This window comes from Ruegeria lacuscaerulensis, from assembly GCF_013034685.1.
GTDB lineage: Bacteria > Pseudomonadota > Alphaproteobacteria > Rhodobacterales > Rhodobacteraceae > Ruegeria > Ruegeria lacuscaerulensis_B.
Genome location: NZ_WQGO01000006.1, coordinates 192,168 through 207,789 on the forward strand (window position 1 = coordinate 192,168; position 15,622 = coordinate 207,789).

General features: G+C 59.5%; 13 protein-coding genes. 3 read left to right on the top strand and 10 right to left on the bottom strand.

Annotation, left to right across the window (positions count from 1 at the left end):
• Positions 1-15: 15 nt before the first annotated feature.
• The 3 genes from GOV80_RS16195 to GOV80_RS16205 are packed head-to-tail and all read right to left on the bottom strand — an operon-like array spanning position 16 to position 4,089.
• Positions 16-1,395 (bottom strand): polysaccharide biosynthesis/export family protein, encoded by a 1,380-nt coding sequence (locus GOV80_RS16195; protein WP_170786294.1) that lies wholly within the window; start codon positions 1,393-1,395, stop codon positions 16-18.
• A 25-nt stretch (positions 1,396-1,420) separates the two neighbouring features.
• A complete protein-coding gene (locus GOV80_RS16200) occupies positions 1,421-2,062 on the bottom strand; it encodes a YjbF family lipoprotein (protein ID WP_170786296.1) in 642 nt (213 codons plus the stop codon).
• Positions 2,059-4,089, bottom strand: coding sequence for a YjbH domain-containing protein (locus GOV80_RS16205; protein ID WP_170786298.1), 2,031 nt, complete (start codon positions 4,087-4,089; stop codon positions 2,059-2,061). The genes GOV80_RS16200 and GOV80_RS16205 overlap by 4 nt, the downstream gene beginning before the upstream one ends.
• Before the next feature lie 350 nt (positions 4,090-4,439).
• Here GOV80_RS16205 and GOV80_RS16210 point away from each other — a divergent pair, with 350 nt between their 5' ends.
• Positions 4,440-4,691 carry a hypothetical protein gene (locus GOV80_RS16210; RefSeq protein ID WP_170786300.1) on the top strand — a complete coding sequence of 84 codons (252 nt, stop codon included), beginning with the start codon at positions 4,440-4,442 and terminating at the stop codon, positions 4,689-4,691.
• A gap of 27 nt (positions 4,692-4,718) precedes the next feature.
• Here the strand turns inward: GOV80_RS16210 and GOV80_RS16215 are convergent, their stop codons facing one another.
• The 7 genes from GOV80_RS16215 to GOV80_RS16245 all read right to left on the bottom strand — a co-directional run bounded on the left by GOV80_RS16215 (position 4,719) and on the right by GOV80_RS16245 (position 11,915).
• Complete coding sequence (locus GOV80_RS16215) at positions 4,719-6,836, bottom strand: polysaccharide biosynthesis tyrosine autokinase (protein WP_170786302.1); 2,118 nt, start codon at positions 6,834-6,836, stop codon at positions 4,719-4,721.
• A 90-nt stretch (positions 6,837-6,926) separates the two neighbouring features.
• Positions 6,927-7,613: a sugar transferase gene (locus GOV80_RS16220; protein ID WP_170771160.1), complete on the bottom strand. Its 687-nt coding sequence runs from the start codon at positions 7,611-7,613 to the stop codon at positions 6,927-6,929.
• Positions 7,614-7,816: 203 nt separating this feature from the next.
• The gene (locus GOV80_RS16225) at positions 7,817-8,107 is read right to left on the bottom strand and encodes a hypothetical protein (protein ID WP_170771156.1); all 291 of its coding nucleotides are present in this window, start codon (positions 8,105-8,107) and stop codon (positions 7,817-7,819) included.
• Positions 8,097-9,143: a hypothetical protein gene (locus tag GOV80_RS16230; protein WP_170786304.1), complete on the bottom strand. Its 1,047-nt coding sequence runs from the start codon at positions 9,141-9,143 to the stop codon at positions 8,097-8,099. The genes GOV80_RS16225 and GOV80_RS16230 overlap by 11 nt, the downstream gene beginning before the upstream one ends.
• Entirely contained in the window at positions 9,140-9,550 is a 411-nt protein-coding gene (locus tag GOV80_RS16235) for a hypothetical protein (RefSeq protein ID WP_170786306.1), read from the bottom strand. Before GOV80_RS16235 ends, GOV80_RS16230 begins: the two co-directional genes overlap by 4 nt.
• Positions 9,547-11,034: an FAD-binding oxidoreductase gene (locus tag GOV80_RS16240; protein ID WP_170786308.1), complete on the bottom strand. Its 1,488-nt coding sequence runs from the start codon at positions 11,032-11,034 to the stop codon at positions 9,547-9,549. The genes GOV80_RS16235 and GOV80_RS16240 overlap by 4 nt, the downstream gene beginning before the upstream one ends.
• The gene (locus GOV80_RS16245) at positions 11,031-11,915 is read right to left on the bottom strand and encodes an alpha/beta fold hydrolase (protein WP_170786310.1); all 885 of its coding nucleotides are present in this window, start codon (positions 11,913-11,915) and stop codon (positions 11,031-11,033) included. Before GOV80_RS16245 ends, GOV80_RS16240 begins: the two co-directional genes overlap by 4 nt.
• Positions 11,916-12,344: 429 nt before the next feature.
• Here GOV80_RS16245 and GOV80_RS16250 point away from each other — a divergent pair, with 429 nt between their 5' ends.
• Together GOV80_RS16250 and GOV80_RS16255 are read left to right on the top strand one after the other, a co-directional pair.
• Entirely contained in the window at positions 12,345-13,925 is a 1,581-nt protein-coding gene (locus GOV80_RS16250; protein ID WP_170771143.1) for an ABC transporter substrate-binding protein, read from the top strand.
• 127 nt (positions 13,926-14,052) lie between these two features.
• Positions 14,053-15,618 carry an ABC transporter substrate-binding protein gene (locus tag GOV80_RS16255; RefSeq protein WP_170786312.1) on the top strand — a complete coding sequence of 522 codons (1,566 nt, stop codon included), beginning with the start codon at positions 14,053-14,055 and terminating at the stop codon, positions 15,616-15,618.
• Positions 15,619-15,622: the final 4 nt, after the last annotated feature.

The window sequence follows — 15,622 nt, forward strand, 5'->3', positions numbered from 1 at the left end:
ATTTACACGGGTCCCTTAGCTTCCCACCGCCACAATCGGCGCGGTGATCAGAGACGGGGTGATCTGGTCGATCGTGCGGCCCCAGCGCGTAACCGGGTTTTCGGCGATGAAGATGATGTCGTTGCGGCGCAACTCAAACCGAGCGGCCAGCGTTAAATGCGCGGCGTTGCGGATGTCCAGATGCCAGGCCGTCACCGCGCCGAATTCGCGGATATCTTCGGACGCGCGCAGCACATAAACCTCAGACGCGTCCCCGGTTTTCTTGGCGATCCCGCCGCCCGTGTCAAACAGCGCGTCCGCCAGTGTGGCCGTGCGCTCGAAGGGCAGGGCATAGCGGCCCTGATTGCGGACCTCGCCGCTGAGATAGACATAGTCCCGGTCCACCGCGTCCAACTCGATGGTTTGCAGGAATGTCTCGCGCCGCTCGTTCAACTCGTCCCGGCGTAGGGTAACAGCGGTCGACAGTTCCTGCAGGGCGGTCTGGCGACCCTCCAGCACCGTTTCGCGCAGCTGGATTTGCTGCGCAAAATACCGCTCGGCCCGGTCCAGATCGTAATCTGTATCCACAAAGACCGAGTCATCAGCGATCAGGGTCAGGTTCTGCAAATCCGGGCGCGCATAAAGGTCCTCAAGCGGGATCTGGTACATCTGCCCGTTGCGGTAAACGCGGACCGAGCTGTTGTCGATATCGCTGACCTTGACCGACCCGGCGGCAGAGAGCGCCTCGCCCAGCGTTAGTTGCGTCAGGGTGATGGGTTGCACGCCGGGCTGTCCGACCGCCCCCCCGACCGAGACGCGGCGGGCGTTGAACTCGGCAATTTCCAGGCTGAACGTGGGGTCGATCTGGTTTTCGACAAGGCGCTGGAACAGCACGGCTTCGGCCTCGTCCACGGTCAGACCTTCTAGGCGCACGCGGCCGACATCGGGGATGTTGATCGCCCCATCATCCTGCACCGTATAGCCGTTGCGGCTGTTCTGGGCGGCCAGCAGGCCAGATAGTTCTCCGGCTGTGCCCTGGGTCGAGGGGGTCGACAGCACCAGCACATCCCCGGTGCCGATCGTATAGGGCCCCGGCGTGACATCGGGCGGCGGGTCCAGCCGCAACCCGCTGCGCGACCCGCCCTGGGTCGAGGGCGCATCGGGCAGCGGCCCCAACCCTCGCTGGCTGGTGCCCGCGCCGGACCCCGCCGAAGTTCGAAACACCGATGGCAGAGTTTTGGGCGCATAAGGTGCGCGATTGGCGACCATCACGGTTTCCGGTGTCACCGGCACCACCCGCACCTTGCCGCTGTCTGACACACCCGCCGTAACCGAGGGGCTGCGGTAGATCGTCGAACAGCCCGAGATCAGGCCGCCCACGGTCAACGCAAGGACGAAAAGTGGAATTCGGCGCATGGTTAGCCTCCTGCCATGTATGATTCTAGCTCGCATCCGGCACCGCCTTCATGAACAGGTTGCCGAGGAAATCGCCGGTCCATTGAGAGGACTGGACGATGGTTTGGCTGCCATTTCGCAGCCAATATGTATTGGTGAAACTCTGCGCGGTGCCAAAGCACTGTTCTTGCCACTTGCGGGTGGCCACAGGATTACCTTGCTGCACGATGGTATCCGGCCCAAGCGCTGTGATCCGGCAGTCATAGGCATGCAGCTCGATCTCATCATTGCCGTTGAGAAAGCTGTGAAACCGCTCGGCGCGCCCTTCCTGACGGCTCAGGATCAACCCGGCGCTGTGCCGGATGTCCGACCCAGTCATGCCAGAGCCGAACCCTTTGGTCGAGGTCAGAAAACCCTGTTCCAGCGTGATGGTCGCCCCATCTGCCGTCAACCAGGTTTGCACGTCGTCCCGTGTCACCTCTAACAGCATCACACCGCTCAGGTCGCGCGACGGAAAGGCGACCTCAAGCCGGGGTGGGATCGGGCGTTGTGCGGCCAGCGCATCGGCACGGGGGTGAAAGCGGGGCGCATCGGGACGCAGCGCGCCGCGCAACAGGTAGAACTCATCCCGCGCCTCGCCACAGGCGGCCAGCGAGAGGGCAAGGCAGAGGAGCGCGAAAACTCTCATCGCCAGAACCTACCCCAGCCGCGCGACAATTCCTGCGCTCGCGCCTCGCGGGTGACGCCATATAGCCGGTTGCGCACATTCAGCCGCGCGCCACCGTCGCGCAGGACGGGGCGGATGGTTTGTCTGATCTTGTTGCGCGATGGGCGACCCGTCAGCCATGAGATCGGGATCTCAAGCCGAATGCCCTTGTCGAACGAGCCTTCGCCGAACTCTTCGAACCCTACCGTGGTCAGGGTAAAGAAAGCACCTACCGTGAACCCGTTGGTAAATTCCCGATCCAACGAGAACGTCGCGCCATAGTCCCCTGCCAGATAGCGGCCCGCGTCGATCTGGGCATGATAGTCCCCCGGCAGGTCGAAATAGGCCGAGACATGGCCTGTGGCGACGGAATAATCCTGAAAGCCGAACAGCACGTCAAAATCACGCTGCGCCACGTAATTCGCCTCGACCCCCAGAGCGAGGCGACTGTTGGTCGGGTACCACAAAAGCTCGGCCGACGCCCCGCCAAACATGGTCTCCAGATAGCCCAGCGTGGTGCGGGCGTAGAAATCGGTGCGCGGTCGCCACAGGTATTCGGCGGTCATATGCTCGACCCGCAGGTTGGATTCACGGGCATAGATCGCCCAGTCCGACCGAACACGCGGCAGGGTCGAATCCGAAACGCGCGTGCTGTCGTCCAGCGTGCTCAGAACTGGTTGGCGCAGCCCGGTGGACAGGGTCAGGCCCGGCCTCAGCGTATAGTCCAACCCCAACGCGGCGCCGATTTCATACCGCAATGGGTCGTCGGGATCGAAGAAGGAAAAGTTCAGGTAAGGCCCGAACCGATAGGAAAAATGCGGATAGGCGTCGCGCAGTACGCCGCCTTGTAAGATCGGGATCGTGTCCGAAATCTCGACCCGCGCGAGGCTGCGCCATGCGTTGTCCGGGTCATGCTCCAATTCGTACAGATCGTTGCGGTCCACCTGCACCGCACCCAGTGGCACGCCGTTGGACATCAGCGCAATGTTAAAGGTCTGCGTCCGCGGCGGCTCGGTATTGGCCAGAACCCGAGCGGTGCGGCCCAAGGCCTGCGCCGCTTGTCCATAGGTTTCGTTCTCGACCCCGACCGTGACAGCATCGCGGTCCTGCGACAGGTAGACCAGCCGCAGCCCTTCACGGTCCAACGCGGTTCGAATGTCCCCTTGGCTGTCACCGGGCGCACGCAAGGGCGGGGGCGAAGCCCCCTGACCCCCCGGCGCAGGCGTCTGCCGCGGGTCGATGAAATAGCTATAGGTCAGCCCCAGCGTGGTTCCGTACAGCACCGAGGTGGTCAGTTGCGATCCATTCCGAAACCGGTACTGCGCGCCGATGTTGAACGGAGCGCGGATGTCGAACCCGATCCGGTCGCGCTCCTCATCGTACAGGTCGGGGGAGTATTCGGCCAAAAAGGTCAGCCGGTCGTTATATTGCCAACTGGCCCCGGCGAACAAGGCGGCGTCGCCCTGAAACCAGTTGCCGAAATCCAGACGTCCGGTCTCTGAAATGTCACCCGCGCGGGGGTCGCTGCGCTCGTCAAAGCGGCTGCTGATCAGGCCCAAGGGGTTGGCAAAGCTGCCACGTCCAGCCAGTCGCCCCCAGCCGATGCCTCCGGTCAGCTTGAACCGGTCGCGGATCGTTTTGGTCGCAACGATATATTCCGAGGCATAAAGCCCGGTCCCGCCGAAATCCCGCAATCCCAGCACGATGGCGGGCGCTTGGCGGCTTTCTTCGCGCAGGCGGAAATGGATGTCGAAGCTGCGGTCATAGCGATCACCGCGCGCGCCATCAAAGCCTTTCAGGACGGCGTAGCGGAGGCTGCCATGAACCCAGGGCAGCATCTGAAATGTCATGGTTGCACGCGCAGTGTCCCGAAAAGCGGATGCGGTAAAGACCAGCGCACCATCATCGAACATCTCGGCTGTGGGCAACTCGATCAGGCCCGGCGTTCCGTATGTGGACACGGTCTGAGCCTGTACCATGCCTGCCAGAGTTGCGCCGATCACAGCCATCGCAATTGTCCAGCCTCGTATTCCCGTTTGGTTCGTCACGTCACCATGTCACTTCAAACTTTCCGAGCGATCCCGACACAGGAATGTGGATTGTAGTCAGCACCAAGTAATACTCACCCTATAGGAGAAATACAGTTTTGAATTTCCGGTAGCTGAATTTCCTTTGGGATGAAAGGTCGGCAATTAGGTCGAAAATTCTGGGGCGTATTTCATTTACCGCTGAAAGCCATTCAATTTATTGAAATACAAGTTGATTTTATTAATACATTGTTCACCATTGACGCTATAAAGACAGTGTAATTTCTCAGGTGTGGTATCGGCGGCACAGGTTTCGCTTCAGGAGCTTTCGGATGTTCAGAACTTCAGCATTGGTTCTTTTTATATCAACCACAGGTGTAGTTGCTCAACAGGCAGAAAACACCGACGCCTCGGAAGACGTCGAGGATACAGTCACAGCCGCCGAAGCCGCTGAAGAGGCGGGTGTAACGGGCTTTGTCCCTCTGGTCGCCCCTGCGCTGGGTGCTGCTGCTGCCGCTGTGGGTTTGGCGGCTGCCGGGGGCGGGTCGTCGACCACAACGACCAGCACGGTCAGCACCAACTGATCCTTGACCCCGCCAAAAATGGCGCGCCTAGTTGCTATAGTAGGATGCGCCGTAGCGGCCATAGGCATAGCCATATTGCTTGGCGCTGCGCATATTGATCTGCCCCATGACGATCCCCGTTAGGCGTTGATTGTCCATGTGGAACTGCCGAATGGCCTCGGTCACATCCTGTTCGGCTGTGGCATTCCACTTAATAGTCAGCAAAACGGCGTCGGCATTGCGCGCGATCAGTCGGGCATCTGACACCAGTAGCGTGGGCGGCGTATCGATCAGGATGACATCGTAGAACTTGCGCGTATCCTCCAGAAACTGTCGGAAGCGTTCCGAGGCGAACAGATCCGCCGCATTGGTCGCTGTTTTCTGACCTGCCAGGATATCGCAGCCGATCAGCGGGTCTTGAAAGATTGCATCTGTGGCCGCAACATCTCCGGCCAGAACTGAAACGATCCCGGTATTCGGCACATCGCGCAATTGGTCGGTCATGGTCAGGCGGCGGATATCTCCCTCGACCAACAGGACTTTTTTACCAATCCCGACAAAGTTCTGCGCCAATGCCATGGTGTTGGTGGTTTTGCCTTCGCCAGGCAGCGATGACGTCATGACAATAACCTGCGGCGGGCGATCCACGTTGGACAACATCAGAGAGGTTCGCAGATTGCGCACCGCCTCAGCCGTTGCGGAGGCGGGCTTGGCGGCGAGATAGTCCAAAACCTTGCGCCGGTCGCGGGCTGGAAAGGTCGGGATTTGACCCAGAACGCTGTAGCCGGTCTTGCGCTCAACCTCGGGCGCTGAACGATACCCTTTTCTCCGCGCCTCCAGCACAAAGACAATGGCGGTACCCAGGATCAGACCAAGGATTGCGGCCAAAACCAGCATCAGCGGTTTTCTCGGGCGCGACGGGTCCGTCGGAATAACGGCGCGCGAGATTTGGCGACTGTCAGCCTTCTGTATCCCCTCCTGCGCCGAGGTCTCCTTAAGACGGGTCAGGAAATACTCGTACAGCAGACGAACAGCCTCGGCCTCTCGGGTGAGTTGCTGTAATGCGATGAGGTCCGCATTCTGCTGAGTGATCTGTTCGGACAGGTCTTGCGCAGATTGGGTCAAAGCCTGCGCCTGTTGCGCGGCGCGCCGGGCCTCAAGCGCGGTGCGGGCCACAAGACGTTCGAAGGCTGTGTCGAACTCAGTCGTTTGGCCACCCGCCAATTGCGCAAACAACCGGTCCAGTTGCGGATCACCCGCCTCCTGCGCCTGTTCCGCGCGGGTGGTCGCGGCGGTCAGGCGATCAAACCTTGCCTGCGCCGCGATTTGCGCAGCCGCAGCGGTTTCGGCCCGGTCACGCAAATCCTTGAGCTGGACTTCCTGAAGCTGCAACGCCTCGGCAGATACCAAAGCAGTTGACGTGTCAAAGGCACTCAACTTGGCCTCTGACGCTTCCAATTCCTGCTGCAACTCAGCCACTCGGTCGGTCAGCCAGGCGGTGGCCTGCTCGGTCGCTGCGAATTTTACTTCAGTCTGGTCGCGCACATAAAGGTCAACGATCGTATCCGCGATCAGGGCTGATTTGCGGGCCGATTCAGTCTCGACCGTCACGCGGAACACAAGGCTTTGGGGCAGGTTTCGGATCGAAGTTTCCTGCAACAGCGCGGTGATCACGCTATCGCGGGTGATTTGGGCGCTGATTTCATCCGGCAAAGGCGCAGGCTGCGGTGACAGGCCTAAACCTTCCTTGATTTTGTCCCTCAGCGTTTTAGGCAGCAGCGCAGCGTTGAATTCCGGATCGGAGGTCAGGTCCAGCCTGTCGACGACCTTGCCAATCAGTCCACGGGATCTGAGAACCTCAAGCTCGGAATTCACCTCGGTCGACTCGCCGGACAAACCGCCGACAACAGACTGGAGGTCGACAATGCTCTGCTGTTGCGTCTCAAGCATCACAACGGCGCTGGACCGGTACATCGGCACCGCCGCGAAGATCAGGTAGGCGAGCGTTGCCATCACAGTCAGCGCTGTGGCGGCGGCGATCACCCATTTCCCGCACCAAAGGGTTGCGAAAAGGGCGCTCAGGTCAACGATCTCGCCATCAAATGGGTCAACGCCCGTGGGCCGCGGTGCGGTCAGGGGCGGGTTTGGAACAGTAAATTGCTTCATCAGAGTTTGGTCGTCTGCTCGAAATGCATTCTATGCGCGTTTTAAGAACCATATAGACACGTAAGGGTAGAATAAACCCTGACAGTGCGTTTATCGTCCCGTTCGCATGACCACGGCTGAGACTGTTCGGAAAAGGATGCTGATATCTTTTCGAAAACTGCGCTGAGCCAGATAGGCCACGTCCATCGCGATCCGTGCGTCATAGCTGACATCATTGCGCCCCGAAACTTGCCACAGCCCTGTAATGCCCGGTTTCTGCGCCACATAGGCCGAAGCGGCGGCGCCGTATTTCACCAACTCGACGGTGACGACGGGGCGTGGGCCGACAAAGCTCATCTCGCCTTTCAATACGTTCCAGATTTGCGGCAACTCATCCAGACTGGTCCGGCGTAGAAGATGACCCAGCCGGTTGATGCGTGGATCATGGGTGAGTTTGCGGTCTCTTTCCCATTCAATCGCAGCCTGCGGGTTGGCCTGAAGATAAGCACGTAGCTGTGCCTCGGCATCGACGCACATGGTTCGGATCTTCCAGCATTTGAACAACGTTCCGTTCTTGCCAACGCGTTTTTGCCCAAAGAAACCTGGACCGCCCTCGCAGCGCATCAAAGCCCAAAGGACCAGAACGACCGGCGTTACAACTGGCAGCAGTAGCAGCGCAAGGCAGATATCAAAAGCGCGTTTGCCCAACCCGGAATAGATCCCCGATGGTGTATCAGGCGGGACGGATGAGGGGGCCGCGGCATCCTCGGCAACTGTTGCTGCGCCAAAATCCAGCATTCAAAAAAATCCCGGTTCCCAAATGTTGAGCTACAACTTTTAGGTGTAGAAAGCGAAAATTAGTTAATTAAAGGTTGATAAGAGCTGAGTGCAGCAAATTTTTGTTGACCAACTTGCAGAAAACTCGATGGCGCAGGCGTATACGCAAAGCAGCCTGATCAAACGTGGGTTTTTAGCATGGAGGAAGGCACGAGACCGAGATGTCAGGCCTTGGGCAGTGGCAGACAGCCCGGCAGGCCCGCAGGGAGCACCAGGCGAGCGCCCATATTATATAGGGATTTTACAAATCCCTCGCTTTCTGACGCGACGGTCAGGCTGAAGGGCGAGGCCGCAAGGACCGAGACGTCGCCGGGCAGCGCCTCAAGCATCTGCGTTTTGGGCAGGACAACCACATAGGCCGGGGCGTCGTCTGTCAGCAAAGCCACAACAACAAGCGTGGACAGCCACCCCAGAAACATCAGCGGCAGGGCAATCAGAACCGCCCTAATAGTCATGGATATGTTCCAGTGCCAGGCCTGCCCCCGGAAGTTGGCGCAGACGTTCGGCCAGATCGGACACTTTGACGACGATCAGATGTCGGTGGTCGCCGAACCCTTGGCGAGGCGCGCTGTAGATCGCGTCTGCCCGCGTGGGCTGATCCGAAATTGCGGTAAACAGGATGTCGTCATTGCCTGCGATCTCGACCACGTTCACACCGTCACCGGCCATCTGCACCAGCAGATTGGTCAGGGCGCGGTAGCGTGGCGTCTCGATCTCAATCCCTTCGGGGCGCTGGGCGATGACTTGCATGTCGGGATAGGCGGGCAACTCGCCCTCTGAGGTGACGATCATGCGAAGGGTCAGCTCATCCTGACCGACCTGCTCAACGGCCTGTTCAATCACCCCGGCATAGCCACCCTTGGCGGTGTATTCCAGACCCAGAGCTATTGCGCGTTCAGTGTCGCGGATCGAGCCGCTGGACTGGTCAATCAAGCTTTGGGCATCGTCGTCAAAGCGCCACTTGTACCATGGCACCTGTTGCAGGAATTCAGCGTAACCTGATGCCTGCTGCGCCGACAGTTCATCCAGCGGAGCCCGTTCCGGGCCGCGCAGGGCGGTAAACAGGCGGCCGACTGTCTCTTCGTACAGTGCCTTCAACGCCAGTTCCGCCGTGAAACTGGCCCCGATCACATAGATCGTCTGCTTGGTCTCACCGTCAATCTCGCCATGGGCAGCGGCTGTTTCGGTCAGCGCGCAGAGCGAGCTCCAGAACCCCGTGATCCCCTGCCAGAAGCCGTAGTCATGCGGGTCGCCTTGGCGCAGAACCTCGGCATAATCCTCATAAGCGTGGACAATGTGCCACTCAGGATAGGTCATCAGGCTGCGGGTTTCGGGGCGGTGATGCTCGGCCGGTAGCAGGGCGTCGTAGGGTTGCGCCTGCGCGGTACCCTTGCAGCTTGTTTCGACATAGATGATCGGTGCGGCCAAGCCGATCCCGACCAGCACCAACAGCAGAACCAGCCTGCGCAGCCATCTCAGCAGAACTCTCATGTCGTCCTCCGTGCGTCACGCAGACCGGCCCAGGCGGCCACCCCTCCCAGCGCCAGATGCGGCAGGTTTGCCAGCACGCGCCCGAGGGACAGGTCCATCCCGGCAGAGTCGTTCGTGAAGATCCCCAGATCCAGATAGCCATAACCGGTGAAGAACCCGAACACGCCGTCGCCCAGATAGGCCAGCCCGAACAGGATCAGAAAGGTCCGCGCCGCGCGATGGGACCAGAGCCCTGCAATCAGCGCCCAGAAGGCCGAGGCCACATGCAGCGCATCATCATAGATATCCAGCGCAAAGATTCCGAAAGCCAGACCGTTTTCATCCGTCAGGCCGGGCACGTAGTTCAGCGACGCGGCAATCATCAGTGCCACGAAATACCCCATACAGAGTTTTTGTAGATTGGTCATAGCCGCCCCAAATAGCTGTCCCAAAGGTTGTTTCTTAGCACCAGTTGCGGGTCTAACACGCGTTTGGCCCGCGCAAATTCCCGCGCGCGCGGATAGGCGGCGGTCAGTTGATCCAGCCGTGCGTGCGGGCGATACGGCAGGTAATAAGCCCCGCCGATCGCGGTGATCCGGTCGATCAGCTCTTGCGTCATGCGGGCCATGTCGGCCTCGGCGCGGGCGGTCATCTCCTGACTGAAAGACATAACGGCGGCGATGCGTGGTTCCGAGGCGAAGGACAGAACCGCCTGATCGTCCTGCGCCACATAGCGCAGGGTCACGTTCAGAAACTCCTGATACGAGGCCGGGATCACCTCGCGGCAGGCGGTCAGGAAGTCATTAAACGCATCGAAACCCACGAAATACTCGTGCAGGATATCGGTGCGGTCCGGGTTGCGGTCGTCTAGCGTGACGACGGGTTCGTTGATCAGGGAATTCCGCGTCGCTTCACCTCCGCCCAAGGCCGGACCCAGCGTGGTTTCGTTCCACCAGCGGAAGGACTTGAACGCCTCGTTGCCCAGTTGTGCTCGGTACAGGCGGCTGGCGGCATGGGACATCCATCCCGAGCCGGATGCAGGCGGCAGGTCCGATTGATCCTCGGTCTCGCGGTAGGTGATCAGCAAGGCTTGTTCAAAGAAGGACGCCCGTTCGACATTGAGCCTGCCATAGGCCATCGTCACAGCCGGGTCAGCCACGGCCTGGCGGAAAGCGTTGGCAAAGGCGCTGGCTTCCATCACTTTGAAAGTAGGTGATAGCCGTGTATTAGAGACCATTTCGACTTCTAGATCGACGATGATGCCGATCAGCCCATAGCCTCCCATGCCCAGATTGAACAGGTCGGCGTTTTCCGTGGGCGAGCATGTCACAAGCTCTCCGTCCGGTAGGATCATGCGCAGGGATCGCACGGTTGCGCCCATCGGCCCGAACGGAACCGGCCAGCCATGGGCGTTGACGGAATAGGTCGCGGCGACGCCGAAATCGTGGTTCGATTGCATCACCTTGGGCGACCATCCTGCAGGGTCCAACGCCGCAATGACCTGAGACCAGCGTGCCCCGGCATGGGCGCGGTATGTCTGCGCTGCGCTGTCAATCTCGACCGAGCCGTTGTCAAAGGTGATCGCTGTGCCATCGCGCGGGATGGCTTGCGCCCCCATCGAATGGCGCGCGGCGCCGACATTCACCGGGCCGCCCTCGGCCTGTGCCTGCGCCAGTTCCTGACGGATAGCCGTGATCAGGGCGTCATCAGCATTCTCGGTCATCACCAGATGCTTGTGTACCGGCGTCGGTGACAATCCGCTGGCGTCATTCAGGATCGTGGCATCCGACACGGCAGGCGTGTAGCGGGTGCCGTCATAAACGGGCAGGTTGGGCCCCAACCAACGAGACAAGCCCCAGCCCGCCACCCCACCGGCGGTGAAAAGCGCGGCGCGTCTGGTGAAATTCCTCATGCGTCATCCTTTGATAGCGTCGGCCCGGACATGGCGTTCAGCACGTCAATCAATTCAGTTTGAAATTGGTCCGGGTCCTCGATTTGCGGGATGTGACCTACATTGGGCAAAACAATCAGGGGCGCGTCAGGCAACAGCGCCTTGAGAGCTTGGGCTTGCGCGACCGGGGTCACGGTATCTTCCGCGCCCCAGATCAATGCGACCGGCAGGTCGAGCGTACGCCAGCTTTCTGCCCGTGTGCTGCGCGCGTTCTGCGGCGGCGCAAGCAGGTGCGGCAACCAGTCCGCAACGGCCTTGGTATATCCTTCGCGGGCCATCGGTTTGCGCAATATCGAGACGATTTCAGGCGTTGCAGCCAGTTTCACATGCAAAAACGCGCGAAGGAGATGGCGCGTTAGCAGTGGATTAGAGACTGTTGTGGCGGCTATACCTTGTCGCAGCAGCCCATTTCGCAGGTAAATGGGCATAGAAGTTGGAGATTCATGCGCCTCAAGCGCAATCGCCCCACAAACTACGACCAACCCGGACACCAAATCGGGGCGCAGCATAACAGCCTCGGCCACGGGACCTGCGCCGATGGAATGCGCGACGGCGATCGGAGGGCTGTCCAGCTCTTCGAGAAGGGCGACAATGCGTTCGGCCTGACGCGTCCGACTGTAGTCCTCATCCTGTGCTGGTTCCGACCAGCCGAAAGGCGGCATGTCAAAGGCTATCGCGCGAAACCCGGCGTCGGACATGTGGGAAAGCGTGGGTCGCCACAAACCCGACCACGCCGCTGTTCCATGCGCAAACAGAACCGGCGGTGCCGAAGGGTCGCCGACGTCCAAAGCAAAGATCGCACCCACAGAGGTTTCGATCATCCGGCCTGTGTCATCAGGCAAGTGGCCCACCGGAACAGTCTCACGGTTGCTGGCTGTCACCCAAAACCCGGTCAGCACAACAGTGACAAGCAACAGAGCTGAAAAAATGAACCTGAAAAATACCTTCATTGCCCGGATAGTTGTGCGCGCCAGACGGAAATGCAACCGCCGGAAATCCTTACCGGGCAAGGGTGCTGCAATTCGGACGCACAGCAGAATCCGGGTGATGACACTGCATTCAGCGCTCTAAACTTGACCAAGCGGTCAACTAATTTCTATACAAAACAGTCTCTAATCAATAGGAAAACCAAGAGTCGAGATAAACATTTCAGTCGGCTCACAATCTAGTGTTGCAACTGTGAAAATGATCTGGATGATCAGGACCACCAAGGCCGCGACAACGGCCTGCCGTCTGGGATGGCGGCGCTAACAATAAACGGGGAGATTATAATGATCCTAAGAAATCTGATGATTGCCGCCAGTGCGACTGCAATGATGGCGGCAGGGGCATCGGCTGAAACTCTGCGCTGGGCGCGCGCGGGTGACGCGCTGACGTTGGACCCGCATTCGCAAAACGAAGGTCCGTCGCACACCATTCGCCACCAGATGTACGAGCCGCTGATCATCCGCGACGTGACCGGTGCGTTTGAACCCGCGCTAGCGACCGAGTGGGGGCCCAAGGCCGATGATCCGAACGTCTGGGTCTTCAAGCTGCGCGAAGGTGTGAAATTCCACGATGGTTCTGATTTCAACGCAGAAGACGTTGTATTCAGCTTTGAGCGCGCCAAGCAGCCGAATTCCGACATGAAAGAGCTGATCGGCTCGATCACCGAAGTGCGCGCGGTCGATGACTATACGATCGAGATGGTCACAGATGGTCCGAACCCGATCCTGCCGTCGAACCTGACCAACCTGTTCATTCTGGACAAAGGCTGGGCCGAGGCCAATGACACCGTCAATGTGCAGGATTTTGAGGGCGGCGAGATTACCTATGCCACCACCAACGCCAACGGCACCGGGCCATATAAGCTGCAAAGCCGCGAGCCTGACGTGAAAACCGTGATGGTGCGCAACGATGACTATTGGGGCATCGACCAGTTCCCGATGGAAGTGACCGAGATCATCTATACCCCGATCCAGAACGCTGCAACGCGTGTGGCCGCGATGCTGTCGGGTGAAGTGAACTTCCTTCAGGATATGCCGGTGCAGGATATTGAGCGCGTCAACAGTGCCGATGGCCTGATGGTCAAGCAGGCGCCGCAGAACCGTGTGATCTTCTTTGGTATGAACCAGGGCGCAGATGACATCGAAGCGGATAACGTGGACGGCAAGAACCCATTGGCCGATGTGCGTGTGCGTCAGGCCATGTCGATGGCGATCAACCGCGATGCGATCAAGCAGGTCGTGATGCGCGGCCAGTCGCAGCCTGCGGGCATGATCGCACCGCCCTTTGTCAACGGTTGGACTGCTGATATGGACGGCGAATCCTCGACCGACCTGGAAAAAGCCAAGGCCCTGATGGCCGAGGCAGGCTATGGCGACGGTTTCTCGCTGCGGCTGGACTGCCCGAATGACCGCTACATCAACGATGAGGCGATCTGTCAGGCGGCTGTCGGTATGCTGGGTCAGATCGGCGTGACTGTGAATCTGGACGCCAAGCCCAAGGCACAGCATTTCCCGCTGATCACCGACAGCAAGACCGACTTCTACATGCTGGGTTGGGGCGTGCCGACATATGACTCGGAATACATCTTCAACTTCCTGGTCCATGGTCGCGAGGACGATATCGGAACGTGGAACGGCACCGGCTATCAGGACGATGCGCTGGATGCGAAGATCAAGTCGCTGGCCTCGAACACCGATCTTGATGCGCGGAACGCTGACATCGCCGACATCTGGCGCGTGGTGCAGGACGAAGCGCTGTACATCCCGATCCACCACCAGGTTCTGAACTGGGGTATGGCTGATGGCGTGGGCATCGAAGTGGATGCGGAAGACCAGCCGAAAGTCAAATACTTCACCATGAACTAAATCGGTTCGATTGCGAACAAGGCAGGGCGCGGATTTCGCGCCCTGCTTTTTGTTTCGCCCTGAGATTTCCTTGCGTGCAAGCGAAAAACCAAGAAAACTCAGGCGCAGAGAACAGGGAGAGATAAAAATGATCCTTAGAAACAGTGCCATTGGCCTGGCCCTGCTGGCTGCGACCAGTGTTCAGGCGGCCGAGTTCAAATGGGCCTCGACCACCGATCCGCAGACCATGGACCCGCACGCCGTCAACTCGGCCCCGGTTCTGGGTTTTCTCAACAATGTCTACGAAGGGCTAGTGCGCCGCGGCAAAGACATGACGGTCGAACCCGCGCTGGCCGTAAGCTGGGAGCCGATCGGAGAGGGTGAAGGCTGGCGATTCAAGCTGCGTGAGGACGTGACCTTTCACGACGGCAGCACCTTCGATGCGCAAGACGTGCTGTTCAGCTATCAGCGGGCCTCAGGCGAGGCGGCGGATACGCGCAGCTGGTTTGCGCCGGTCAGTGAGGTGATCATAGTCGATGACTATACGGTCGATATCATGACCTCGGCGCCGAACCCGCTGTTCCCGTCCTCGATCGCCAACTGGATGATCATGGATCAAGGCTGGACCGAGGCGAATGACGCCTTGGTGCCTGACAAGGAAACCGGCAACTACGCCACGATCAATGCCAATGGCACCGGTGCATTCAAGGTGACGGTCCGCGAACCGGGGCTTAAGACCGTGTTAGAGCCGCATGGCGTTTGGTGGGGTGAGGTTGAACACAACATTACTCGCGCCGAATTCAACCCGATCCAGAACCCAGCGACTGCCGTTGCGGCGCTGCTGTCGGGTGATGTGGACATGATCAATCCTGTCCCGATCCAAGACGTTGCACGCCTGAAGGAAAACGCCGATGTGGACGTCATTCAGGGGATCGAGGCGCGCGTGATCATGCTGGGTTTCGATCATGAAGCCGAGACGCTGAAATACACCGATGACGCGGGCAAACCGAACCCTTTCCGTGATGCGCGGGTCCGTCAGGCGGTGGCGCAGGCGATCAATGTGGATGCAATTCTGGCCACGATCATGCGCGGCAATGCCGAAGCCGCCTCGCAACTGGTAAGCCCGGCTATGAGCGGCTATTCCGCCGCCAATGCAGATCGCCCCGCCTTTGATGTCGAAGGTGCCAAGGCGCTTCTGGCCGAGGCGGGCTACGGGGATGGGTTCTCGTTCGGGTTGAAGTGCCCCAATGACCGTTATCTGAATGACGAACCGGTCTGTCAGGCTGTCGTCACCATGCTGGCGCAGATTGGGATCACGGCGGAACTGGATGCCATGCCCGTCCGCAACTACTGGCCAGAGCTGCGCGAGGATAACTACGACATGTATATGCTGGGCTGGAGCCCCGGCACATTCGACGCCGAACATCCCGTTCGCTTTCTGGTAGCCACGCCGAACGAGGAAAAGAAGCTGGGCAGCTGGAATTTCGGCGGCTACTCGAACGAACGGGTGGATGAACTATTGCCGATGATCCAATCCGAGCTAGACGCGACGAAGCGTCAGGCCATGCTGGATGAGGTGACGGCCATCTATCAGGATGATCATGTCTATGTGCCGATGTATGTGCAGCCTCTGGTTTGGGGGACCGGCAGTAATATCGACCTGACGCAACGCCCGGATAACTTCTTCATCTTGCGTTGGGTCACGGTGAACTAACCGC

Coding starts and splice junctions, on each gene's coding strand:
- GOV80_RS16195 (WP_170786294.1), bottom strand. CDS start 1,395: ATGCGCCGAATTCCACTTTTCGTCCTTGCGTTGACCGTGGGCGGCCTG.
- GOV80_RS16200 (WP_170786296.1), bottom strand. CDS start 2,062: ATGAGAGTTTTCGCGCTCCTCTGCCTTGCCCTCTCGCTGGCCGCCTGT.
- GOV80_RS16205 (WP_170786298.1), bottom strand. CDS start 4,089: ATGGCTGTGATCGGCGCAACTCTGGCAGGCATGGTACAGGCTCAGACC.
- GOV80_RS16210 (WP_170786300.1), top strand. CDS start 4,440: ATGTTCAGAACTTCAGCATTGGTTCTTTTTATATCAACCACAGGTGTA.
- GOV80_RS16215 (WP_170786302.1), bottom strand. CDS start 6,836: ATGAAGCAATTTACTGTTCCAAACCCGCCCCTGACCGCACCGCGGCCC.
- GOV80_RS16220 (WP_170771160.1), bottom strand. CDS start 7,613: ATGCTGGATTTTGGCGCAGCAACAGTTGCCGAGGATGCCGCGGCCCCC.
- GOV80_RS16225 (WP_170771156.1), bottom strand. CDS start 8,107: ATGACTATTAGGGCGGTTCTGATTGCCCTGCCGCTGATGTTTCTGGGG.
- GOV80_RS16230 (WP_170786304.1), bottom strand. CDS start 9,143: ATGAGAGTTCTGCTGAGATGGCTGCGCAGGCTGGTTCTGCTGTTGGTG.
- GOV80_RS16235 (WP_170786306.1), bottom strand. CDS start 9,550: ATGACCAATCTACAAAAACTCTGTATGGGGTATTTCGTGGCACTGATG.
- GOV80_RS16240 (WP_170786308.1), bottom strand. CDS start 11,034: ATGAGGAATTTCACCAGACGCGCCGCGCTTTTCACCGCCGGTGGGGTG.
- GOV80_RS16250 (WP_170771143.1), top strand. CDS start 12,345: ATGATCCTAAGAAATCTGATGATTGCCGCCAGTGCGACTGCAATGATG.
- GOV80_RS16255 (WP_170786312.1), top strand. CDS start 14,053: ATGATCCTTAGAAACAGTGCCATTGGCCTGGCCCTGCTGGCTGCGACC.